This window comes from Salinicola sp. LHM (assembly GCF_034479735.1).
GTDB classification, from domain to species: domain Bacteria; phylum Pseudomonadota; class Gammaproteobacteria; order Pseudomonadales; family Halomonadaceae; genus Salinicola; species Salinicola salarius.
The window spans coordinates 261305-282516 of sequence record NZ_CP140261.1; the positions used below are offsets into that span (position 1 = coordinate 261305).

26 protein-coding genes are annotated in these 21212 nt (G+C 64.7%); 2 read left to right on the top strand and 24 right to left on the bottom strand.

Annotation, left to right across the window (positions count from 1 at the left end; translation table 11 throughout):
- Positions 1-7 precede the first annotated feature (7 nt).
- The 24 genes from R5R73_RS01280 to R5R73_RS01395 form a co-directional block, all read right to left on the bottom strand.
- A complete protein-coding gene (locus R5R73_RS01280) occupies positions 8-2821 on the bottom strand; it encodes a hypothetical protein (protein ID WP_322528544.1) in 2814 nt (937 codons plus the stop codon).
- Positions 2822-2830: 9 nt separating this feature from the next.
- Positions 2831-2962: a GpE family phage tail protein gene (locus tag R5R73_RS01285; RefSeq protein ID WP_322528545.1), complete on the bottom strand. Its 132-nt coding sequence runs from the start codon at positions 2960-2962 to the stop codon at positions 2831-2833.
- Between the two features lie 26 nt (positions 2963-2988).
- A complete protein-coding gene (locus R5R73_RS01290; RefSeq protein ID WP_322528546.1) occupies positions 2989-3336 on the bottom strand; it encodes a phage tail assembly protein in 348 nt (115 codons plus the stop codon).
- Positions 3337-3408: 72 nt separating this feature from the next.
- Positions 3409-3921 (bottom strand): phage major tail tube protein, encoded by a 513-nt coding sequence (locus R5R73_RS01295; protein WP_322528547.1) that lies wholly within the window; start codon positions 3919-3921, stop codon positions 3409-3411.
- Between the two features lie 14 nt (positions 3922-3935).
- The gene (locus R5R73_RS01300; protein WP_322528548.1) at positions 3936-5108 is read right to left on the bottom strand and encodes a phage tail sheath protein; all 1173 of its coding nucleotides are present in this window, start codon (positions 5106-5108) and stop codon (positions 3936-3938) included.
- Between the two features lie 455 nt (positions 5109-5563).
- Complete coding sequence (locus tag R5R73_RS01305) at positions 5564-6133, bottom strand: DUF4376 domain-containing protein (protein WP_322528549.1); 570 nt, start codon at positions 6131-6133, stop codon at positions 5564-5566.
- Positions 6130-6324, bottom strand: a complete 195-nt coding sequence (locus tag R5R73_RS01310; RefSeq protein ID WP_322528550.1) for a hypothetical protein — start codon at positions 6322-6324, stop codon at positions 6130-6132. Before R5R73_RS01310 ends, R5R73_RS01305 begins: the two co-directional genes overlap by 4 nt.
- Positions 6321-8930: a hypothetical protein gene (locus tag R5R73_RS01315; RefSeq protein WP_322528551.1), complete on the bottom strand. Its 2610-nt coding sequence runs from the start codon at positions 8928-8930 to the stop codon at positions 6321-6323. The genes R5R73_RS01310 and R5R73_RS01315 overlap by 4 nt, the downstream gene beginning before the upstream one ends.
- Positions 8931-8941: 11 nt before the next feature.
- Complete coding sequence (locus R5R73_RS01320) at positions 8942-9295, bottom strand: hypothetical protein (protein WP_322528552.1); 354 nt, start codon at positions 9293-9295, stop codon at positions 8942-8944.
- Positions 9292-10308 carry a phage tail protein I gene (locus R5R73_RS01325; RefSeq protein ID WP_322528553.1) on the bottom strand — a complete coding sequence of 339 codons (1017 nt, stop codon included), beginning with the start codon at positions 10306-10308 and terminating at the stop codon, positions 9292-9294. The genes R5R73_RS01320 and R5R73_RS01325 overlap by 4 nt, the downstream gene beginning before the upstream one ends.
- Positions 10305-11168: a baseplate assembly protein gene (locus R5R73_RS01330; RefSeq protein ID WP_322528554.1), complete on the bottom strand. Its 864-nt coding sequence runs from the start codon at positions 11166-11168 to the stop codon at positions 10305-10307. The genes R5R73_RS01325 and R5R73_RS01330 overlap by 4 nt, the downstream gene beginning before the upstream one ends.
- Positions 11165-11503, bottom strand: coding sequence for a GPW/gp25 family protein (locus R5R73_RS01335; RefSeq protein ID WP_322528555.1), 339 nt, complete (start codon positions 11501-11503; stop codon positions 11165-11167). Before R5R73_RS01335 ends, R5R73_RS01330 begins: the two co-directional genes overlap by 4 nt.
- 1 nt (position 11504) lies before the next feature.
- The gene (locus tag R5R73_RS01340; RefSeq protein WP_322528556.1) at positions 11505-11702 is read right to left on the bottom strand and encodes a hypothetical protein; all 198 of its coding nucleotides are present in this window, start codon (positions 11700-11702) and stop codon (positions 11505-11507) included.
- A 3-nt stretch (positions 11703-11705) separates the two neighbouring features.
- Positions 11706-12296 carry a phage baseplate assembly protein V gene (locus R5R73_RS01345; protein WP_322528557.1) on the bottom strand — a complete coding sequence of 197 codons (591 nt, stop codon included), beginning with the start codon at positions 12294-12296 and terminating at the stop codon, positions 11706-11708.
- Between the two features lie 70 nt (positions 12297-12366).
- Positions 12367-13038, bottom strand: a complete 672-nt coding sequence (locus tag R5R73_RS01350; RefSeq protein ID WP_322528558.1) for a phage virion morphogenesis protein — start codon at positions 13036-13038, stop codon at positions 12367-12369.
- The gene (locus R5R73_RS01355; protein WP_322528559.1) at positions 13035-13517 is read right to left on the bottom strand and encodes a phage tail protein; all 483 of its coding nucleotides are present in this window, start codon (positions 13515-13517) and stop codon (positions 13035-13037) included. The genes R5R73_RS01350 and R5R73_RS01355 overlap by 4 nt, the downstream gene beginning before the upstream one ends.
- A gap of 95 nt (positions 13518-13612) precedes the next feature.
- Complete coding sequence (locus tag R5R73_RS01360) at positions 13613-13981, bottom strand: hypothetical protein (RefSeq protein WP_322528560.1); 369 nt, start codon at positions 13979-13981, stop codon at positions 13613-13615.
- Positions 13978-14478: a lysozyme gene (locus tag R5R73_RS01365; RefSeq protein ID WP_322528561.1), complete on the bottom strand. Its 501-nt coding sequence runs from the start codon at positions 14476-14478 to the stop codon at positions 13978-13980. Before R5R73_RS01365 ends, R5R73_RS01360 begins: the two co-directional genes overlap by 4 nt.
- A complete protein-coding gene (locus R5R73_RS01370; protein ID WP_322528562.1) occupies positions 14475-14768 on the bottom strand; it encodes a hypothetical protein in 294 nt (97 codons plus the stop codon). Before R5R73_RS01370 ends, R5R73_RS01365 begins: the two co-directional genes overlap by 4 nt.
- Positions 14769-14772: 4 nt before the next feature.
- A complete protein-coding gene (locus R5R73_RS01375; RefSeq protein WP_322528563.1) occupies positions 14773-14985 on the bottom strand; it encodes a tail protein X in 213 nt (70 codons plus the stop codon).
- Positions 14985-15458 carry a head completion/stabilization protein gene (locus tag R5R73_RS01380; protein ID WP_322528564.1) on the bottom strand — a complete coding sequence of 158 codons (474 nt, stop codon included), beginning with the start codon at positions 15456-15458 and terminating at the stop codon, positions 14985-14987. The genes R5R73_RS01375 and R5R73_RS01380 overlap by 1 nt, the downstream gene beginning before the upstream one ends.
- Before the next feature lie 111 nt (positions 15459-15569).
- Positions 15570-16292 (bottom strand): phage terminase small subunit, encoded by a 723-nt coding sequence (gpM, locus tag R5R73_RS01385; protein WP_322528565.1) that lies wholly within the window; start codon positions 16290-16292, stop codon positions 15570-15572.
- Positions 16289-17326 (bottom strand): phage major capsid protein, P2 family, encoded by a 1038-nt coding sequence (locus tag R5R73_RS01390; protein WP_322528566.1) that lies wholly within the window; start codon positions 17324-17326, stop codon positions 16289-16291. The genes gpM and R5R73_RS01390 overlap by 4 nt, the downstream gene beginning before the upstream one ends.
- Positions 17327-17335: 9 nt before the next feature.
- Positions 17336-18118 carry a GPO family capsid scaffolding protein gene (locus R5R73_RS01395; RefSeq protein ID WP_322528567.1) on the bottom strand — a complete coding sequence of 261 codons (783 nt, stop codon included), beginning with the start codon at positions 18116-18118 and terminating at the stop codon, positions 17336-17338.
- A 196-nt stretch (positions 18119-18314) separates the two neighbouring features.
- On the opposite strand from R5R73_RS01395, the gene R5R73_RS01400 reads away from it, so the two are divergent.
- Entirely contained in the window at positions 18315-20093 is a 1779-nt protein-coding gene (locus tag R5R73_RS01400; protein ID WP_322529547.1) for a terminase large subunit domain-containing protein, read from the top strand.
- Positions 20090-21175, top strand: coding sequence for a phage portal protein (locus R5R73_RS01405; protein ID WP_322528568.1), 1086 nt, complete (start codon positions 20090-20092; stop codon positions 21173-21175). Before R5R73_RS01400 ends, R5R73_RS01405 begins: the two co-directional genes overlap by 4 nt.
- Positions 21176-21212: the final 37 nt, after the last annotated feature.

Here is a 21212-nt window from a genome sequence, read left to right on the forward strand (position 1 = left end):
GGTTACCTCAGTCGTTGTCGTAGAGATTGCGGCGAGCGCGCGCAGCAGCGTCGCGCTCAGCGGCTGCCAGGGCACGCTGTACCTCGGCCGCGACGTAACGGGCGAGCGCTCGTTCGTCCATGCCGGGGGCGGCGTGGACGTTGATGTCGCCGATGGTTATCTGGACCGTGCCGCCGCCCGACGCGGCCATCGGTGGCCGGGTATCCAGCGGGATGCCGCGCCCGGCGTCGATGGCTGGCATGGCCGCTACGGGTAGGGCAGCAGCGCCGAAGGCGATACCGGCGCCGGCCTGGGTCACGCGCTTGGCGATTGCGGCGACGCGCCGGGCCGGCTCATCGCGCTTTTGGTCGAGCCCCTGATTGAATCCATCGACGGTATAACCGCCGATCTCCCGGAACACTCGAGACGGCGAGTTGATGCGCAGCAGGTCGCGCGCTTTCTGGATGGCGCCGTTGGCCATGTCGCCAGCGCCGTCGGCGACCGATGCCGCGCCATTCTTGATGCCTTCGCCGAGGCCGTTGGCCACCTCTTTGCCGGCGTTCCACATGCGTGACGGCAGCGATTTGAGGTAGCCGATCGCGTCGTTCCACTTCTGCTCGAGCTGGCCCATCAGATCCCAGTCGCCGACCAGGTCGACGACGTAGTCGATGGCCTTGCCCGGGGCCTTCTTGAACCAGTCCCAGAAGCCGGTGATGCCCTGCCATAGCGCGCCGAAGCCGTTGACGACTGCATCGCCTAGCGTTGCCATGCCTGCGGGTACTTCGATGCCGAGCTTGTCGAGCACAGCAACGACGCCGCGATATACCAGCCCCAGCGGTGACCAATTGGCCAGGAGTTTCACGACACCACCGACGCCGTCATCGAACGCGGCTTTCACATCGCGCCAGCGATCCTTGAAGAACGCGGCGATGCCGTCCCAGTTTCGGTAGATGAGGTAGGCGGCGCCGGCGATGGCCGTCACGGCGAGGCCGATCGGGTTGAGCAGAAAGGCGCGACCGACGACGGCGACGATACGTCCCAGCCACTTGAGCGAGCCGCCCAGCGCCTTGAGGCCGCCCTTGGCGAGTTTGCCCAGCAGCGAGTCCGCGCCCTTGGCGCGGAGGCCGACCATCTCCAGCGCCCAGCGGGTCGCGGCAAACGGCCCGAGCAGGGAGGCGATGACGAGCGTCAGCCCGCCGCAGATCGCGACCAGGGCGGCGATAGCGGCGGTGACCTTGACCAGCAGCGAGACGAGCTCGGGGTTTTCCTTGATCCAGCCCACGACCGCGTCACTCACCATGATGATCTCGTCGCGCACATCGCGAAGAACGCGCATCAGCTCGCCGGATAGCGTGCGCTGCACCCGCTTCAATGCCGACATGGCGTTGTCGCCGAGCGTCTCGGCCATTTTATCCGTCGTGCCGGCCACATCGCCGAGACGATCCTCGGCGCCTGTCAGCCCCTTGAGGAACTTGGGGATCTGGTCAACGGAGAGATCTTCGATGGGCGTGCCGAACAGAGCGATGGCGGTATTGGCCCGCTTGGCCGGGTCTTCGATATCGAGAATGGCACGGGCAGTTTCCTGGAGCGCCTGCCGGGCGGCGGGGCCGCCGCTGGCGATGGCATCGGACATCGCCTGCGCGTTCAGCCCGACCGACTCGTAGGCGGACACGCTCGTCTTGCTCATGTCCGAGCCGCGAATCGTGAATTCCTTGAGCGCGTCGCCCGTCTTGTCGAGGGCGAACTTGCCCTGGTCGGCCGCGGAGACGAGCAGCCCCATGGCGCGCTTGCCGTCGAAGCCGAGGGCGCGGAAGTTGGTGCTGTATTCGTGGAGGATCTCGGGCAGCTCGTCGCGCATCTGAACCGAGACGTTCTTGAAGCCGGCGCCGAGCAAATCGAGCGCGGCGTCGGCATCCTTGGCCAGCCCGTTTTTCACCATGATCTGTGCCGCCTGGACGGACTCGGCGACATCGGTACCGAACACGTCGGAGAGGGTCAGCGCACGCTGGGTGATGCGGGATAGGTGGGCCTCGGTCACATCGTCGAGCGAACCGAACGCCGCGCCCACGGCGGCGATGCCTTCGGTGACTTGCTGCATGTCCGCGCCGCGGCCGGCGCCATAGACGTCGGCGATGACGTCCTGGTACTTCACGCCCTGGCTGCTGTCTTCTCCGAACTGCGCGGCGAGACGCGCCCCGGCCATCTCGGCTGAAAACGCCTGGTTGGTCAGCGCGAAGACGCCGCCTCCGCCGACACCGATGCCGGTCATGCCGGCGCCGCGCATGTTGTTGGAACGGCCGATGGTGCGGTGATACTTCTGCACGGCATCGGCGGCGGCGTTCTGTCGGCGCGCTACCTCCCGCAGCTCGGTTTGCTGCTGCTGGATCTGCTCGTTGGTGCGGCGAATCCGGCGCTGTAGCTCGGCTTGCTTATCGGCGTAGCTGCCGGTCACGCCGTCGGCGCGCGTCATGCTCGAGCGCAGGTCGCGGAGCCGCTTCTGCTCATCCTCGTAGCGCTGGGAGAGTTTGCGCGCCTGGCGTATCGCCTGCTGTCGTTTGCGGCCGAGCGCGGCGGTGTCCGCGCCGGCTTCGTTCATGCGCCGTGAGAGGTCGCGAATCTCATCTTGCTGCTGTTGCAGCGCGCGGCTGCTTTCCCGCGATTGCTCCTTGAGCTGGCGAAACCCGCGCATGTCTTTCTGCGCGCGTTCCAGTGTCTTGAGCTGTTCGCGACTGGCCTTCAGCGCCTCGGCCGTGCGGCCGCTGCCCTGGGCGATTTTCTTGAGCGGGCTGGTCGCCTTGTCGATGGCGCGGAGCATGACGTCGAGTTTCAGATCTCCGGCCATCGTGGCTTCCTATCGTTGCGGGGATTGCTTGGGTGGCTCGTAACGGATGCGGGCGCGCTCGCGCCATTCCGTGAGTTCCTCGAGCGACATCTCGTCCATGTCGCTGGGCGTCCAGTGGAACACCATGGCGAGATCCGCCATGGCGTCATCGACGTGGTTGGGTAGCGTCAGGCGCTCTCTTCCCGCAGACGCTTCGGCAGCAAAAAACCCGTCACCGCACCGCCGAGCTGGAAGAGATCGGCCGGGTCGATGTTGCGAAGCTCGGCTTCGGAGAGGGACGGTTCGGTGATGCGCGGCAGCACCTTGGTCAGCACCGTCACGTCCTGCTGGAGCAGATCGGTCAGCGAGACGCCACGCAGCGCGCCGGACTTCGGCTTGCGCACGGTGATCTCGGTGACTTGCTTGCTGCCGCGTTGGATCGGGTAGTCCAGCGTGACGACGGTTTCGTTGTCGGATGTCGCCGAGGTGGCGTCGACGGCTTCGGTGCTTTCGGCGGTGGTGGTCTGTTCGGTCATGGTGTTGCTCCATCGGTCATCGGTAAGAGAGCCCGGCAACCGGCCGGGCATCGGGTCGGTTGGCTAGATGAACTACAGGCCGAGCGCCTGGCGCCGGTCGGCCAGGCGGTCTTCGCCGCGTACCTTGAAGACGTAGCCGGGCACGTCGCGCTCGATGATGTCTTCACCATCGACGGTCAGCTTGTAGTAGCTGATGGTCGTGGTGATCGACATGGTGTTGTTGTCACCCTTGCTGCCTTCGCCCATACCGATCGTCTTGTGACGGCCACGCACGACGATCTCGACCGGGATGACCTGGCCGGTTTCGTCACTTTCGTAGCTGCCGGTCATGCGCAGCATCGCGGCGTCGTGCACGGGCGAGCCGAACGAATCGAACAGGCCATCGACGATCAGGCCGCCGGCGGTCCATTCCATCGTCATGACCTGGTGGCCTTGGTCGACCTCGATGGGGCCGTCCATGCCGCCGCCTTCGTACTCGACCATGCGGCGGGCGAGCTCGGGCAGCGTCAACGAGGGAATCTTGCCCTGCCAGTTGTTGCCGTCGCCGAACAGGTTGAAGTCCTTGAGGATGTTGGGGAGTGCCATTTCTCGGTTTCTCCTTAAGCGGCGACGCGCGCGGCGAAGTCGACCAGGTACTGGTCGCTGATGCGCTGCTGCAGCATGAGATTTTCGAGCGGCGGGACCGGGGTGTAGTCGTAGTCGATGTACAACTTGCCGCTCTTGAGGACATCGGTGGTGTTGATCTCGCCGTCGAACCAGGCGCTACCGCCGAGCAGATAACCCTGACGCGTCAGCTCGCGCATCTTGGCGTTGATGCCTTCGATGATGTCTCGCGCCAGGCTGGGGTGCATCGGCTTGTCGATCGCCCAGAGGTGGGCCTCTGCCATGGTGTCGGCCAATACCTGGGCGGTGCGGGTGTAGTTCTCGAAGGCGAACAGTGGATCGTCGGAGCAGGTGCGAGAGCCCCAGAAGCGGAAGCCGTCGCGATTGATCAGCGTGGTGACGTCCGCGGCGTTCAACACGCCGGCGTCGGTCGCGGGATCTTGCAGATCCCAGTAGATGTCGTGCGAGAGCCCGGTGACGCCATTGACCGCGACGTTGCTCAACGTCTTGTGCCAGCCGGTCTCCTCGTCGATCTTGGCGCGCAGCCCCATGGCGCGGGCGACGGCGGAGAGGTTGCGGGTCTGAGCGGCATCGACATCGAATCCGGTGAAGTCCGGCCAGATCACCATCGCTTCGCGAGCGCCGTAAGCCTGGCGATACAGCGTCGCTTCTTCGACCGAGGTGCAGCCGAAGGCGGAGAGATAGGCGAAGGCGCGGAGCTTCTGGGCGACGCTGATCAGCGCGGCGCCGACGTCTTCGTCGTCGAGCTCCGGCACGCCGAGGATCCGCGGCTTGATGCCGAACTTGGCCTGAGCGGCCAGCAGCGCCTGGATGCCGGTCTTCTGGCCGCTGCCTTCGACGTTGCCGATGATGTTGGCCTTGGTCTCGTCTGCGGTCTCGCCTTCGGCGACGCGGACGATGACCGACACCGGCTTGGCCTGATCGACGATGGCATCCAGCGAGCGGGCGAGGGTGCCGGTGTCGCCGGCCTTGCCGAGCGCGGTGTAGGCGTCGGTGACGAGCACCGGGGTATTCAGTGGGAATAGATCGGGATCGGCGTCTTCAGCCGTGGCGACCATGCCGACCACCGCCGTGGAGACGGTGCGGATCGGGCGGGTGCCTTCGTTGATCTCGACGACGCGAACGCCGTGATGGTAATCGGTCGCCATGGGCGAGCTCCTGCGCAGGTTAGCGGGTTGCTGTGCATGCAGGGGCCCATGGTTTCCCGCGCGGCGCTCAGGCTCTAGCGGTGGGCGTTGTAGATTCGGGATCTACAACGCGGGGGTAGGGCAGGCACGGAAAGCCCGCCGAAGCGGGCTGGATCTCGATGGCTATGAACCGAGGCGTTGCTGGGGCGGGCGGCGATATACGTCGAGTGCGTCCTGGAGAAGCTTTCTTTCATCTGTGGTCGCCGTTTGCATTCGTACGATCAGGGCGTCTTCTATGATCCCTGCATTGGGTGTCCTGTGGTGTTTTAACTCTGCGACCAAGGCCATGACGTCGTTGCTGATTTGCATGTTGTTTATCTCAGTGGATGAGATCGCCAGTTGAGTGTCACGACGTCTCAAACACAAGCAAGCCCGCCGAAGCGGGCTTGGTTCATTGACGAGTCCTTGTCGTGACGTTACCTCGCTGCGGTGGCAGTTGCCTTGGCTGCTTCAAGCTCGCCTACGAACGCGGCTTCGAGATCGATCGCGAGCAGTTCGTCGAGCGTTTCGACGGCGTCGATCTGCTGCTCGCTGACGCGGCGCTCCGCGGTGAAACACGGCTGCACATGCTGGGCGACGGCCTTGGCGATCGGGGTGATCTCTTCCAGCGTGATCGCGACCCAGCCATTCGCGCCTTTGAAATCCGCCGTCGGCAGGAATCCGTCACGCAGGGTCGTGTAGGCGCTGTTGACCTGCGCCTGGCTCTCGCGATCGGTGCGGACCTTGGAGCCGTCGGGCAGGATGACGCCAGCGGTTTCGCGGGCAAAGCGGATGCTGGCCAGCTCGGTTTTGAGTTGGCCGCGCAGGTGATCGAGGCTCGGCGGCTGGATCTCGTCATCGATAGCGATGTAGTCGTGACCGACCCAGCGCTCGAGCGCCTCGGGCACTTCCAGCCAACGGATGGATGGGTGGAAACGCCCCTGCGGCTCGAAGTCGATGAACTCGGCGCATTTATTGTCGTCGGTGATACGGGCATAGCGGGTCATGATTCAGGCTCCCAAAGCAGGGTGCCGTGCGCGTCACGCACGGCGGTGATCTGGATGGATTCGACCGGATGGCCGGTGAGGATGCGCACGGCAGTGGTCGCCTCGGCCTGCGCCGCGAAGATCCCCGCGGCGCTGACCTGGGCGTCGCCGGATGCGACCGGCGTTGTGTAGCTCACGACGTACTCGCTCATGCAGCATTATCCGGGAACGAGCGGCCCGGCCCCCAGATGATGCGCACGGCGCCTTGGCCGCCTGCCGCTCCTTGGGAGGGGGGCTCGGCAGCGACACCACCGGCGCCGACTGTGATAGTGATGGTCTCACCCGGCACCACGGCAATGTCGTTCAGGTAGCGCAAGCCGCCACCTCCGCCGCCGCCACCGCGATTGCCGCCTGCGCCCCCGCCATATTTCCCGCCGACGCTATCGTTGGCATCTTCGCCGTTACTGCCGCCATGCCCCGCTTGAATCAATGGGTCGCTCGAAACGGTGCCGCCACTCCCCGATGCGCCCTGGCCAAGCAGCCCAACGCCGCCACCGCCGCCGGCAGAGCCGCCATAGTTGACTGTTCCGGCCCCGCCACCTCCCGCGCCACCTGTACCAGCCGTGCCATCGACATCATCGGGACCCCCGGCACCGCCATCACCCGCATATCCGCCGGCACCGCCACCACCACCGGTGCCTGTACCGTAACCGGCGTCTCCACTGCCGCCGCTACCGCCGTTACCACCGCTACCTCCGGCGCCCGATCCACCCGAGACATCTCCACCATCTGAGGAGTTAGAGCCCCCCTGCCCCCCGTGAGCGGTTAGGTATGAGCCAATGGAAGAGCTGCCGCCAGGTAAGCCCGCACTGAAATCGCCTGCACCGCCACCACCACCGATGGCCAGGCCAGAGAGCAGGGTAACCCCGCCGGGTACCGTCCACGAAAACGTTCCTGGAATCGTGAAAATCGCCTCGCCCACGGCTGGGCCGGTAGTGAACGCCGACCAGGCCGACCAAGGGCTGTATCCGGTGGTCGCCCCCTTGTAGCGAACTCGCACCTGGTATTCGTTCAATCCTTCTAACTCGGCACCCGGTGCGGTCCAGTTCGTCAGGTTGGCGCCATCATCGGTACTGCTGGCGATGACGGTGCCACTATCGGCTTCGCGGATCTCCCAATCGGAGGCGACATGCGCCTCGCCACCGCCAGGGAAGCTGAAGCTCGAGGCGCTGACAGTCACGCCGTTGCCGAAATCCACGTCGGCAGCGCCGTCGGCTGGCGAGGTGATCGTCGGCTGGTTGGCGCTGTTGGTGGTGGTGAAGCCACGCACGACCGACCAGTCGGACCAGCCCAGCGTCTCGCCCTGGAAGCGCACCCGCAGGTAGTAGCGCGTCTCGCGTGCCAAGGCCGTGGCGAGCCGATGACTGGTCAGATCAGCCACCGTACCGCTGTCATAGGCGATTGCGGTAAAGGCGCTGTCGGTGGCGATTTGGTACTGGCTAGCTACGTGTGCGTCATTCGTGCCGACAGCCTCGAACTCTGCGGTGGCAATGGCCGGCATCAGGCTGACGCCGGTCGCGTTGGTCGCTGGCGAGGAGATCACCGGCGGAGCAACGTACTCGAAGACCGTACCGGTCGAGAAGCCAGTCGGCTTGGACCAGGGCGACCAGGTGCCCTCGGCGTCCTGGTAGCGGCAGCGCCAGAAATAGACCTCGTCAGTGGCGAGGATGCCGCTGGCGACAGTGTGCTGTGTCGCCGCTGTGGCTTCGCTGCCTTGGTAGACGATGTTGGCGAAGTCAGCGTCGGTGGCAACCTCAAACTCGGCACCCCGATGAGCGATGCCATACAGCGAGTAATAGACATTGCCGGTCAGCGCGGGGGTTTCCATGACGTCGACCGCACCCTCGGCCGGGGCGACGTTGGTCGGCTTGCGCACCGCGTCCGCGCGTCCCGCGCGCACCTCGGGCAAACACACCAGGTAATGGATCTCGATCGGCTCGCCACTCTCGCCGAGCTGGGTCTCGAGCTGCAGTTCGATGGTGCCGCCCACCGGCAGGCGGAACTCGAGGTCGGTATAGCCGTCCTCGGTGGCTGCCGAGCGCTTGAGCGGGGCGTTTTGCCAGCCGGTGGCCGGGGCATTGGTACGCCGCGCCTTGACTCGCACGCTGCCGTCGCCGGCGACGCGACGCACGATCAGGCGACCGGCGTTGTCGTAGCGCAGCGTCTTGATCTCGCGACTGAAATAGCGACCGTTGCCGGCCAGTGCGTAACCGGCGCGAATATCCCAGCTCGTACGGGCAAGCGTCCCGCTGTTGGCGCGCGTTTTGGTCAGCGTGGCCGCCGCGCGGAAGCGGGTCGCGGTGAGGATCTTCTCGACCTCGACTACCTCGGTGGTACCGCCGACGTCGATGATCACGTAGGCATCGCCCACGGTGAGGTTATTGGTGGTGGCCACGTCCACCGACTCGTCGCCGGCGACGGTCGAGACGATCGCTGCCGGGGCATAGTCGCGCCAGGTATAGGCGGCATCGGCGAACAGTTCGAAGTCGGCGCCCTGGTCGGACTCGGCGAGCCAGATCGGAAAGGCACGGCCGACGCTGACCGAGCCGGAGATTTCGACCGACTGCAGGCGCTTCTCCTGTTCTACGGCCGTTTTCTCGAGCGGCACGAGGCGCTGACGCAGATGTTCGTCGCGTTCGGCGAGCTGCTTGTGCGGCTTGTTATCGATGCCGTCGGGTCCACCGACGACCGGATCGGTCTCCTCGAGAATGTAGATCTCGGGAAATCCGGCGTTTTCCTTCTCGGGGAATGTTGCCATTGCTGTAGCTCCTACAGTGTCAGCTCGAACCAGTCGCCCAGTTCCATGTCGGGGGTTTTCTCGATCGCCGAGGCGCGCGTAACACGGGCGATCAACACGTCGTCGGCGGTGAACAGGCCGATCTCGCGAATCGGCAGGCCGTTGGCTTCGTTACGCTCGAGCGCCCAGTGCGCACGTAGTTGGCGAGGGTTGTCGGCGACGACTTCGATACGCTCGATGGGTTTGCGGTAGGCGCCGGTCAGCGTCGTGTCGTCGAAGGTCTCGGACGTGTTGCCGGTACCGAATCCGACCTCGGCGACGACGGCCGCCGGATCGGCGTTGGCCAGCAGGCGGCCGAGTGCGGTGTAGAAACCTCGGGTGATCATGCGAACGCCTCGGTGGTGGTGTGGGTGGCGTGCCGGTAGCGGGCGCCACGGAGGCGTCCATCGGCGTAGGTATGGGCGCCATCGCGGGCCGGCCCGAATCCGCCCCGTGCGCTGCGGCCGTCGCGCAGCAGCGTGCGGGCGACACGGAGCGTCGGCGGTGTCACGGTGGCCATCGCGGTACCACGCCGGGCGCTGCCGTCGAACGCCAGGCGGCCATCGCGCGGTAGCAGGGCATCGCGAGCCAGCGGCGTGCGCAGCCGCACGCTTATCGGCGATCGCAGATAGATCTCGCCGGCGCGGTAGTGAGTGGTCGCGCTGACGACGCGGGCCGCGCGATCCAGTGCGCCATCGAAGCGGATCTTCCCGTCACGGCGGTAACGGCGTGTGCTGCCGCGAGCGAGACGGCCGTCGCGCACGCCCTTGGCGCGAGCTGGCTGCCAGCCGACGTGGAGCGGTAGGGAGATCGTTGTCGGGTGCTCGACGGCGGTGGTGACGTTGACTCGGAACGACAGCGCGTGAAGGTGCGAACGGGCGTTCTTGTAGGTCTCGACGATGCGGCGCACGCGAGCCACCTGGGCGGCATCGAGACCTTCCTGATTGCCGAGGTCGGCAACGATCCGGAACAGCGCCCAGCGAGCGCTACCGGCAAAGGCCTGGCTGCCGTCGCGAACGATCTCGCTGTCGTGCTGGATGACCGCCATGCCTTCGATGATTTCCGCATCCCGGAAGCCCAGGAGCTGCAGGCCACGCCGGATGGCGTAAGGCGTGCCCTTGTAGCGGTGCAGGTCGACGGCGGACGCGACCAGGGCACGTCGCTCGGCTTCCGTGCGCGCGAACTCCCATTCGATACCGATCGAGAGCGCCCATGCGAGATAGGGCAACAGATCGGCGCGGATCGTCGCCGGGTTCCAGAGGGTGCGAAGCGGTGTCGGCAGGTCGCTGATGGCGCCGTTCACACTCGCGACCCGCCGTTCCAGCGGGGTCGCATTGGGGGGCAGCATCGGCGTGCTCACGATGCGACCTCCGTTGTCAGCTCGAGGGCGACGAGAGAGGCGGCAGCGCTTTCTTCGTTGTCGATGTCGGTGATTGGCGCGGCGATCTCGATTCGCCGCACGCCAGCACGGTGTAGCGCAGCCGCAATGCCGGATAGCGCGACGTAGGCGCCCAGCGCCCGCCGAGCCTCGGCGTATTCCCGAACGGCGGCTTCGGCGGCGGCACGAACGGTATCGGCAGACGGTCCGGATTCGACGTAGAGCGTGGCGCGAATGGCGTACGGGGTGATCGTGGCGGCGATGACCTCGACAGTGTCGGTCAGGGGACGAACATGGTCGGCGGTCGCTGCCTGACGCACGGCGTCGAGAACGTCATCGCTCGGCGTGCCATCGCCGGACTTGGCAAGGATCACCAGCCGCACGAGCCCGGGGGTTGGGCTCAGAACGGCAACATCCTTGACGTCCGGGTGGGCGCTGAGGGCATGGAACTTGTATGCACCCACCGAGCCGGCGGTCGGGTAGCCCTCCAACGCCATAACCGTACGAGCACGTAGCTCATCGTCGGTTTCGTTGGTGAGTTTCGCGACGCCCAGCAGTGCAGAGAGGTTTTCGAGATCCGCGCCGCCGGCCGTGGCGATCATGACGGCGCGTGCGGCATCGTTGATGCGTTGACGTAGCACCAGCTCGCGGTAAGCGTTCTCTTGTAAAAGCTTCACCAGCGGCTCGGACTCCAGTTCGAGGCGCGCGGCGATGTTGTCTTGCTCGTCGGCCGGGTAGAGCGCGACCAGGCGTGACTTGCGCTCGGCGAAGATCGTCTCGTAGTCGAGGGTCTCGACGACATCCGGCGCGGGGAGCTGTGAGAGATCGATGGGTGAGCTCATTGGAGTGGCGCTTCCAACGTGACGCTTTCGCCGTCATTGGTCGTTGCCTCGATGGCGAGCGTTGCTGTACCGGGTTGCGTCGTGCTGACGCTGCGGCGGATCGATTGGATCGTGACCCGTGGCTCCCAGCGAATGATGGCCATAACCGCCGCGCTGTAGACCTGGAGCATGAGGGCATCGTTAGTTGGTTGGTCGATCAGCGAGGGGATCAGCGACCCGTACTCGCGACGCATGACGCGCGAGCCGATGGGCGTCGTCAGAATGTCGGCGATCGACTGCCGAATGTGCTCGAGTCCGTCGATGGATTGGCCGGTAGCCCGGTTCATACCTGGCATGTCATTCCACCTTGTATGTGCCGGCGCTCGAACCGCCGGTGACGGGTACCTGAGCGTTTGACTGGATCTCGTCGACGACGGCATTCGCGATGGCCTCGGCCATGCGGTTGACCCAGCTGTACTGGCCGCTAGAGGTTGCGCCCTGGGCGCGCATCTCACTCACGATTCGGTTCTTGAGCTGCGATTTATTCAGTGCCATGGCCTATTTCCCCGCCGTCACAGTCGAGGAGCCGTCACCGTGCGGATTGCCGGTGAAGTGGCAGATATGGGAGGTGGTAACGACGCCGGTGCCCTTGTTGTGATGGATCGACTTGGCGTCGACGGTCGCGACGCCCGCGACCGTGGCTTTCATGTCGCCGCCGACGGTCGCGGTCAGGTTGCCGTCGACTTCCAAATGGATGTCGCCAACGCACTTGATCAGCAGCCGGTGAGCTTCGTGGTCGTACTCGATACGGGTGCCGTCCGGGTACCAGCGGCCGATTACGTTGGGATCGCTCGACGGAGCGGGGTGTGCCTGGCGAAAGAGGCCGGTCATGACGAACCCGGAAGCCGGATCGCCACCGGGCGAAAACACGACGACTTGTTCGCCGACCGTGGGCGGGTTCCAGTCGCGGGTGGTGCCCGCTCGCTCTTCGATCCAGGGCAGCCAGTCGGTCAGCATGTCGCCGGACTGGACGCGCACGCGCGGCGGCCGAGGTGGATCGGCTTCAGGATCGCCATGATCAACCTCGGCGATGGTGCCCAGGCGGACCAGGTTGTTGATCAGACGACGGAGTTCGGCGGCGTTATTCATGCCGCGATGGTTGCGCGCCGGTTCGCTGAGCTCTAGCGACGCGCGTTGTAGATCGTGGATCTACAACGCGTTAGCCCTGAAGGTTGCCGCCGAGATGGCGAATCAGGATGTCGTGGACGAGCTCGATGTCGTCCGGCGTGGTGCCGAGAAGCTGGCGTTCCGGGTAGTCATACTCAAGGTGGCTGTTGACCGGCGCGCGCTTGCCCTCCTGGTGGATGCGGGCAATGTGAGCGATTCGACCCTCGTAACCGATCGAGACGCGATCCGCTGTCGCTTTCATCTTGAGATAGCGTGCGGTGCGAAGCTTCGCGAACATCGCTTCGCTCGAGTTGCGCTTGCCGGCTTTCTCGCGCGGGTCCGCGACTGGGGTCAGATCGATCTCGAGCACACGGACGACACGGCGTTTTTTGAACGTGCGCAGGGAGCCGGCATGGCGCTGGTCGAACCCGAAATAGGTCTCGGGCGTGGAAAACCAGTTTACGATTTCGCGCTCTTCGGCTTCGTGTCCGGGTTTCTCGTAGATGAAGCGCAGCCGTTTACGTGCGCGCCGGCGCTTTTTCTTGCCGACACGCTTGGCGTAGGGCGTACCGTCGGGGTTCTTCTGCAGCCGGATTCGCTGCTGTTGCCGCTTGCGCAGCGCGATTCCGATCTCGCGCGCGAGCTTCTTCCGTTCGGCGGACTCAAGCTTGGCGAGCAGCGGCTCGACCCAGTCGTCGAGCTGGGCCAGCGCGTCATCGCTCACGCGCTGCCCCACTCGGCGGCGAGCTCATAATCAGCGTTAGGATCCCGCCGAACGAGCAGTTGCCAGCGCTCGGCGGGGCAGGCATCGAGCGGGTGCTCGGGCATGCGGTGTTCGCTGCGGATCTGACCGGCTGCGCAGTCGACCAGGGCAACGACACGCTCGGTCAGCTCGACGCTGAAAATGACATCGACGTCGGTATTTGAATGAATCTCGAGCGTGAAGCGTAACGCCTGGTCGGGATCAGCGTCGGGTTGGTATCGGGCGAGCCACTGCAGCAGCGGCAACACGACAGGGTCGAGATCTCCACCGCAGCCGATGACGATGACCTCGGCCGTGACGCGGTACTCATGGGAGAGATGCTGGCCACGGTGGAACTTGATCCCACCGTCGGGGACGTAGGTGCGCAGGCGATCCGGATCGTGAGCGAGACCGGGCACGCTATCGAGCAGGTGCTGGCGCAGGCTAGTGAGTTTTCGCATCGAGGGCGTCCACGAGTCCGTTATGTCGGGTGGCGCAGCCGTGGTAGAGGCTCGCCCAGGCTTTCATCGTCAGCACGACGTCGCCGCCGGTGCCATCAGTCAGCGGCGGCAGCGTCGTCGGGCATTTGCGCTTGAGGTTCTGTTGAATCGGGGGATCGCCCGGCGGCGGCGTCGTTGAGCAGGCGGACAGCATCAGCGCCGAGACACACGTTGCGATAAATCGGTTTCTGGATCTCACGGATGATTCCCCTATCGATGACGCGCTCGCTGGCGTCGAGCTCGGCGAGACGGTTTTCGACGATGCCGGCGATGTCGGCTTCGCGGTCCAACGCGGCATCGGCGAGCAGCTGGGCGGCGCGCTCTTCGGTGAGTCGCTGGGCGTCTTCGAACCAGCCGCGCGAGAGCCAACCGCCACCGTAGGCGATGGCCAGGCCGGCGACGACGGCAAGCGCTCGGGCGTTCATTCGAGCCCCGCGAGACAGAGTTCGCGCTCGGTCGCGCGTCGCTTCACCAGCCCGGCGAGTTTGCGGCCACCGGCGTAGACCCACTTCGACAGCTCGTTACAAGCGTTGCGGATGCGACCGGCGTTGAGCTGTTCGAGCAGAGTCGAACGACGGAACGCCCCTTCGCCGACATTGAAAATCCAGCTGGCCAGCGCAGCACGGCGCGTAGGCGGCATTGTCGCGTTGATCTCTGGCGCGACCTGACGGTCGATAGCGTTGAACGCTTCGCCGAGATCGCCGGCGAGCAGTGCCTCGCACTCTTCCGGCGTTCGGGTCTGATGGAGCGTGACATCTGAACCGGTATGGCCGGTACAGATGGTCGGGATTCCCACCGGGTCCGGGTAGGCTTCGAGCTCGGTGCCTTCGTAGTGCTTGACGACGCCGATAGCGAGCGAGAGTGCGATACCGCAGGCGCCACCAATGGCACTGCCGCCGATCCAACGGCCGATGTTTTTCATGAGCGATCCCCTCGACGCTCACGCCACTCCCGGAAACGCTCGACGTACTTTGGCACGAGTAGGCCAATCTGCAGCGCTAGATAGGCGAGGGTCAGGACGGTGATCCAGTCGCTGGGCGTCATGCCGCCGGCGTGCAGCAGCGAGACGATAGCCGGCGGCGTGGATTTGACCGCTTCGGTAGTGATGTTGAGCTGCTGGGCCATGGTCGTCCCCGCGTTGGCAATGAGTAGCGTGATGAGCACGATCAGCGGATCGGGCCGATGGTTGTGGTAGTCGAGTCGACGTCTCATGTCGTCAGTCCCATAACTGAACGGAGTCGGTGCGCTGCTGACGTTGAGGCAGATCCGGCACCGTTACCGGTGTGCCTTGGGGCAGGATCGGCCCCAGGTCCGCGAGGCCGGGATTGAGCTCAAGCAGCTGCTCGGTCACTCCCGCCGTTTGGCCGTGGATGCGCTGACAGATCGCGTCCACGGTGTCGCCCTGGCGCGCATGGACGATGCGGGCCACTAGATCAGCTCGACCGTGGTGTGAGGCTCGCCGAGGATCTCGGCGACGGCCCAGCGCGAGTTGCGGCGGTAGTCGTCGGCGGCTTCGTCCTTCACCTCGCCGGCCTCTTCGCCGGATCGGGTCGCGCTGTAATCGCGATACGCCTCGAGGATGCTCGCGTGAGCGCTGGCGTAGACGGCCTGGCGATAGAGCGCGGTCGTGTCGCCGGGCATCTGCCAGGGCTCGGCGGGCACCGCGTCGGAGGCATAGACGCCGGCGTCGTGCTGGCGCGCCTGGAACTCGGCGAGCTGGCGATTGACGTCTCGCATGGCGACGCCGAGGGCATAAACGACGCGACCTTCGGGGATCGTCGTCTCGATACGATGACGGTCGCGAAAATCGCCCGGTTCGATGTCGGGCCAGAATCCGTTGTTCGGGATTGGCGGGGAGGGCCGGTGCTGGCTTTCACTACCGCCGTGAGCGACTAGAGACATGGGCGATCCGTTGAATTAGAGGGAGGTGGATCGGGGATCGACGATGTGGGGCACATGGCCCGGATCTCCCCCCGATGCCTCCCGGGGTCGGCGTGCGACTCGGTCGCAGCGTCAGCCGTGGCCTTGCGGGCTCGACTGGTTGCTGGCGTTCTTTTTGATCTGGCGTTCGAGGGTCTCGATGTCTCGCTTCACGCCCGCGCGGTCGTTCAGCTCGAGCGCGCGCTTGAGCTGCTCGATGGCCGCACTTGGGCAGTCCGCATCGCGCAGGGCGTAGCCGTAGGCCTTGTGGAACTTGGCCGAGATCTGATCGTGCATGTCGGCGCCATCGAGCAGTTCGCGGGCGCGAACCATGAGCGATGCGAGGTGCGTCCCGAGCGCCTGGCGCTCGGCCTGGTCGGCGTCGTCGTCGAGCTTGCCGAGCTGGGCGAGCACTTCCTCGGCGAGCTGCTCGGCGACGATGCTCTCGAGGTCACGCTCGAACCGATCCGGCATGTCGAGCTTGTGCTCGAGCGCATAGCCGGCGATATCGAGCGCGCCGGCGAGGTCGCCGATGTCGAAGCGCCAGATCAGGACGGTAGTCAGCACTTCATCCTGGGCACCGTTGCCGGCCTCGAGTACACCCTCGACGTAGGAATCGAACTGCGGGAGTAGCTCGCTTTTTTTGGCGATCTTCCCCTCGGTCGACTTGATCTGTTTCAACGCGCGCCGGGCATCGTAGAGCGCGGCCATCATGAGTTCGTACTGCGGGCCGTTCTGCGGCTGGCCGGGTGTAGCGCCCCCGGCCGCTTTCGCGGCCGTGACGCGCTGAAAGTGCTGACGGGCTGGGCTGATCATTGGGTCGTCGCCTCGCTTTCAGCTGCTTCCGGTAGCTGCTCGATGTTCTCGATCAGGCATCCGAATCCGTAATCCTCGACGACGTAGGCGTCGTTCGAGCTCTCGTAGTTCTCCACGCGCTTGCGCTTTGGCTGGTCGCGCAGATAGCGGCGGCGGCTGCCGTTCTGCCAGTAGATCGACAAGTTGCTCAGCGAGGTAATGAAGATGGCGCCGTTGGGCACGAACGGCGCTCGCACGGCCTGGAGACCGCCGACGCGCTTCTGGCTGACGATCAGATCGAGGGCGCGCTGCTCGGTCGGGGCGTTGTCACGGTTGATCAGCGGGAAATACTTGTCGGCCAGCATTTGCCGACCCATTACCGCGACCAGCTCCGTCGATTCCTGATACCAGGGCTCGACCAGGTTGTTGACCGCATCGACGACCAGCGCGTCGAGATGGAGGTAATCGCCGGCTTTGCCGATCAGGATGTTGCCACCGGCCTTACCGCTGGTCATGACTCGCTCGGGGGCGTTTTCGCGATACTGCTGCAGCCACCCTTTGTTGACGTCTTGCAGTAGTGGATAGGTCTCGCGATTCGTTTCCCGTGCAGCCTGGACGCCGTTGAATCCGATCATGATGCGGTCGAGTGCCTGCTGGCGAACGATCATGTCGCGTACCAGGCCCTGAAAATTCGGGAACTTGGCCCAGGCATCCAGCTTGCCCCAGGGAATGAACGTGTCGAACTCGGTCGATGCACACTCGTAGTCGTTAACGGTGAGGCCGGTGATATCACGCGGCGAGCGGTCGTTCTTGCTGACGTCGGTACGGCCGGCGATGGGACCGGTGACACCAAGGCCGAGCTTTTCGCCCTTGAGATCGTCGACGCCCATTACGTTGACCATGCCGAGGAATTCGCTCGACTCTTGGATTCGTTTCTCGAGCCGCTGCTGGACGCTCGGCTCGACGGCGAATGATTCCGTCGCGGACGTGACGCCTGAGAGCTGGGCGATCTGAGTCGTCAGGCGGTTGAAGGCGACGCGGGTATCGTTGCGCATTGGGGTTCCTTAGCAGTCGGTCAGTTCGGCGTCGCCGCTGCCGCCGAGGGCGAACTGGCGAGTGGGCTGGTCGGGGGTTTGGTCGAGCGTGGTGTACAGCTCATCGAGCCGTGCTTTTGTCTCTTCGTGGGCATCCTTCAGCTCGGTGAACGCCTCGGCGCTCGGGCGGTTGGCGAGTTCGCTCTCGAGTGCGGCGTGCTTCTGGACGAAGAGGGCGAGCGTCTGCTCGAGGTCGCCCCGGAACGCGACGAAGCCTTTTTCGGTCTTCGCGTCGTGGCGCTTGAACAGTGCCTTCACGCTGTCGAACAGCGACGGGCCAGTGTCGGCCGGCGGCTCGATGCTTTCCTCGAGATCGAGTTCGAGGGCAGCGGAGAAGAAGTTTTCGGGGCGGGTCTTTTTACCCGTCAGCGGAGAGTTGTCCCCGGCGCCGGCGCTGAATTGCAGCATTTCCGTACCCAGTGACGCCGGCGTATTGGTGACGGCCAGACCCACGAGGTACGGCTCACCGGTATCGGCGAAATCCGGGTCCACTTCCATCGACGAATAGACTTTCTGGCGCGCTTTGATCATCGCTTTGAGCTCGTCGGTCGGATCGATCTCGGCGTAAAGCTGGACCTTGCCGGCGTCGTTCTTCTCGGTTTTCAGCGCGGTGACGTCGCCGTAAGCCTTGAACGGGCTATCCGGCAGCATGCCTTTGATGTGCTCGAGATTGATTCGGCACCCGTAGGTCTTCGGGTCGAAATTCGCGGCCATCTTCTCCAGCCAGTCGGCGGGAATCTTGCGGCCATCCATCGTGGCGCCTTCGGTGGCGATAACGTGCCAGGACATGGGGTTTCCTCAGCGGGTGAGCGAGCGGTGGCGAAGTCGGTGCAAAGTGCGGTCAGGTTCCGCGCCGACTCTCATTCGCTCAACTGGGCCGCGTTGTAGATTCGCGATCTACAACGCGTTGGCCGCTGGTCAACCCGGGCTCGCGGGTACGCTGGCACGCATGACGACGACAGCCCCCGACACCCTCGATTCCCCGCGACTGACGGCCCGCCATCTCTACTGGCAGGGTTGGCGTGTCGCGCGCATCGCCGAATTCCTCGACATGAAAGCGGCCACCGTTCATAGCTGGAAAGACCGCGATGGCTGGGAAGAGGCGAGCCCTACGCAGCGCGTCGAGGGTGCGCTCGAGGCGCGGCTCGTTCAGCTCATCGGTAAAGAGCGGAAAGGGAACGGGGATTACAAGGAGATCGACGCCCTCGGGCGGCAGATCGAGCGCCTGGCGCGGGTGCACAAGTACGCCGAGACGGGGAAGGAAGGCGATCTCAACCCGAACCTCGCCGCGCGCAACGCGGGCGAGAAACGCAAGCCGAAGCGCAACGGGTTGACGGAGGAGCAGTTCGAGGCGCTGGAGATGGCGTTCCTGGAATCGCTGTTCGAGTACCAGCGCCAGTGGCTACGCGCCGGCGAGAAGCACCGGATCCGCAACATCCTCAAGAGCCGCCAGATCGGGGCGACGTTCTATTTCGCCCGCGAGGCCATCGTCGATGCGTTCAAGACGGGGAAGAACAAGATCTTCCTGTCGGCCAGCAAGGCACAGGCCCACATCTTCAAGAATTACATCATCCAGTTCGTCAAAGAGACATGCGACGTCGAGCTAAGGGGCGACCCGATCATTCTCGACAACGGCGCGGAGCTGCATTTCCTCGGCACCAATTCGAAGACCGCCCAGGGCTATCACGGCGACGTCTATCTCGACGAGTATTTCTGGGTTCTGGGGTTCGAGCAATTCCGCAAGGTCGCGTCGGCGATGGCGACGCACAAGCAGTGGCGGCAGACCTATTTCTCGACGCCGTCGTCGATCGCGCACGAGGCGTACACGTTCTGGACTGGCGAGCGGATCAACAAGCGCCGCAAAAAGGCCGACCGGGTCGATATCGACGTGAGCCACGCGGCACTGAAAGATGGGGCACTGTGCGGGGATCGGCAGTGGAAGCAGATCGTGACGGTTCACGACGCCGAGGCCGGCGGGTGCAACCTGTTCGACATCGAGGATCTGCAGTTCGAGTACAGCGCTGACGAGTTCGCGAATCTGTTCGAGTGCGAGTTCGTCGACGACAGCCAGTCGGCGTTTCCGCTGGGCGTCATGCAGGGCTGCATGGTCGATGCCTGGGAAGCGTGGGACGAGGATTATCACCCCTACGCGCCGAAGCCTGTCGGCGACCGTGGCGTCTGGATCGGCTACGACCCGACCGGACGCAACGAAGATGGCGACGGCGCCGGGTTGGTCGTGGTACTGCCCGCGCGCTCGGCGGGCGAAAAGCACCGGATTCTTGAGCGCCACCGGCTCAAAGGTCAGGACTACGAAGACCAGGCGGCGTTTATCCGCACGTTCGAAGACCGCTACGAGATCGAACACATCGGCATCGACACCACCGGCATCGGCGCGGCCGTGGCCGAGCACGTCGAAAACTGGTTCCCCAACGTCACCCGCTACCACTACACCGCTGAGCTGAAGACCTCGATGGTGCTTCAAGCGCAACAGATCATCCGCAAAGACCGGCTCGAGTTCGATGCGGGCTGGGTCGATCTCGCGCAGTCGTTCATGGCGATCAAGAAGCAGCTCACGGCCAGCGGCCGGCAGTTCACCTACGTATCCGGGCGCAACGCGCAGACGGGCCATGCCGACTTGGCCTGGGCGACGATGCACGCGCTCCACTTCGAACCCATCGACGGCCCGGCCGGCGAGACCAGCGAATCCATCATGGAGATGTACGAATGACCCCGAGCCCGACCGCCAAGCCTCGCATGCGCGTTCCCGCGACACTCACCCCATCGTCGCCAGCAGCGACCGACGGGGAGCAGGCGGGCGTCGAGGCGTTCAGCTTCGGCGATGCCGAGCCGGTGACGAGCCTGCGCGATGTGTTCTATGAGGGCGTTTATCTATCGCCGAACGAGTGGTACGAGCCGCCGGTGCCGTTCGACGTCTTGGCGAAGAGCTACCGGGCGACGGCGCACCACGGCAGCGCGCTCCAGGTGAAGCGGAACATTCTCTTGCGCACGTTCATCCCGCACCCACTGCTGAGTCGCCAGACGTTCAGCGGCCTGGCGCTCGACTATCTCGTGTTCGGTAACTGCTACCTCGAAGAGATCCGCAGTCGCTTGGGGCGGCTGCTCGACCTGCAGCGCCGGCCGGCCAAGTACATGCGGCGCGGCGCACAGACCGATCGCTATTTTTGGGTACCAGACTGGGTGAACAAGACCGAGTTACCCACGGGGCGAACGATCCATCTGCTCGAGCCCGATATCGACCAGGAGGTTTATGGCTTGCCCGACTACCTGGGTTCGCTTCAGTCGGCATGGCTCAACGAGAGCGCGACGCTGTTTCGCCGGCGTTACTACCTCAACGGCTCACACGCCGGGTTCATCATGTATGTGTCTGATCCCGCCCACGACAAGAAAGATATCGACGCCATGCGCACCGCGCTCAAGGAGAGTAAGGGCGTCGGCAACTTCAAGAACCTGTTCATGTACTCGCCCCACGGTAAGAAGGACGGGGTTCAGATCATCCCGGTATCGGAGGTCGCGGCGAAGGACGAGTTCTGGCACATCAAGAACATCACCCGCGACGACCAGCTCGCCGGCCACCGGATCCCGCCGCAGCTCATGGGCATTATCCCGAACAACACCGGCGGCTTTGGCGATTCTGAGAAGGCCGCTCGCGTCTACGTTGCCAACGAACTCGAGCCGCTGCAGCAGATCATGCTCGAGATCAACGAGCGGGTAGGGGAAGAGGTGGTGAGGTTCCGGCCGTATTCGCTGGAAACGCCAGCTCCCAAGGAGGCGCCTACTTCGATCTCCTGAAGATAGAGCGCCCGGCGGCCACCGGGCGCATCGCCTG

Excerpts from the sequence above, each read along its gene's own strand:
- R5R73_RS01305 (WP_322528549.1), bottom strand. The coding sequence starts at position 6,133 with ATGACCCGCTATGCCCGTATCACCGACGACAATAAATGCGCCGAGTTC.
- R5R73_RS01345 (WP_322528557.1), bottom strand. The coding sequence starts at position 12,296 with ATGAATAACGCCGCCGAACTCCGTCGTCTGATCAACAACCTGGTCCGC.
- R5R73_RS01320 (WP_322528552.1), bottom strand. The coding sequence starts at position 9,295 with ATGATCACCCGAGGTTTCTACACCGCACTCGGCCGCCTGCTGGCCAAC.
- R5R73_RS01310 (WP_322528550.1), bottom strand. The coding sequence starts at position 6,324 with ATGAGCGAGTACGTCGTGAGCTACACAACGCCGGTCGCATCCGGCGAC.
- R5R73_RS01405 (WP_322528568.1), top strand. The coding sequence starts at position 20,090 with ATGACCCCGAGCCCGACCGCCAAGCCTCGCATGCGCGTTCCCGCGACA.
- R5R73_RS01360 (WP_322528560.1), bottom strand. The coding sequence starts at position 13,981 with ATGAACGCCCGAGCGCTTGCCGTCGTCGCCGGCCTGGCCATCGCCTAC.
- R5R73_RS01365 (WP_322528561.1), bottom strand. The coding sequence starts at position 14,478 with ATGAAAAACATCGGCCGTTGGATCGGCGGCAGTGCCATTGGTGGCGCC.
- R5R73_RS01315 (WP_322528551.1), bottom strand. The coding sequence starts at position 8,930 with ATGGCAACATTCCCCGAGAAGGAAAACGCCGGATTTCCCGAGATCTAC.
- R5R73_RS01400 (WP_322529547.1), top strand. The coding sequence starts at position 18,315 with ATGACGACGACAGCCCCCGACACCCTCGATTCCCCGCGACTGACGGCC.
- R5R73_RS01280 (WP_322528544.1), bottom strand. The coding sequence starts at position 2,821 with ATGGCCGGAGATCTGAAACTCGACGTCATGCTCCGCGCCATCGACAAG.
- R5R73_RS01395 (WP_322528567.1), bottom strand. The coding sequence starts at position 18,118 with ATGGATGGCCGCAAGATTCCCGCCGACTGGCTGGAGAAGATGGCCGCG.
- R5R73_RS01390 (WP_322528566.1), bottom strand. The coding sequence starts at position 17,326 with ATGCGCAACGATACCCGCGTCGCCTTCAACCGCCTGACGACTCAGATC.
- R5R73_RS01285 (WP_322528545.1), bottom strand. The coding sequence starts at position 2,962 with ATGGCGGATCTCGCCATGGTGTTCCACTGGACGCCCAGCGACATGGAC.
- R5R73_RS01370 (WP_322528562.1), bottom strand. The coding sequence starts at position 14,768 with ATGAGACGTCGACTCGACTACCACAACCATCGGCCCGATCCGCTGATC.
- R5R73_RS01300 (WP_322528548.1), bottom strand. The coding sequence starts at position 5,108 with ATGGCGACCGATTACCATCACGGCGTTCGCGTCGTCGAGATCAACGAA.
- R5R73_RS01335 (WP_322528555.1), bottom strand. The coding sequence starts at position 11,503 with ATGCCAGGTATGAACCGGGCTACCGGCCAATCCATCGACGGACTCGAG.
- R5R73_RS01295 (WP_322528547.1), bottom strand. The coding sequence starts at position 3,921 with ATGGCACTCCCCAACATCCTCAAGGACTTCAACCTGTTCGGCGACGGC.
- R5R73_RS01330 (WP_322528554.1), bottom strand. The coding sequence starts at position 11,168 with ATGAGCTCACCCATCGATCTCTCACAGCTCCCCGCGCCGGATGTCGTC.
- R5R73_RS01290 (WP_322528546.1), bottom strand. The coding sequence starts at position 3,336 with ATGACCGAACAGACCACCACCGCCGAAAGCACCGAAGCCGTCGACGCC.
- R5R73_RS01355 (WP_322528559.1), bottom strand. The coding sequence starts at position 13,517 with ATGCGAAAACTCACTAGCCTGCGCCAGCACCTGCTCGATAGCGTGCCC.
- gpM (WP_322528565.1), bottom strand. The coding sequence starts at position 16,292 with ATGATCAGCCCAGCCCGTCAGCACTTTCAGCGCGTCACGGCCGCGAAA.
- R5R73_RS01380 (WP_322528564.1), bottom strand. The coding sequence starts at position 15,458 with ATGTCTCTAGTCGCTCACGGCGGTAGTGAAAGCCAGCACCGGCCCTCC.
- R5R73_RS01340 (WP_322528556.1), bottom strand. The coding sequence starts at position 11,702 with ATGGCACTGAATAAATCGCAGCTCAAGAACCGAATCGTGAGTGAGATG.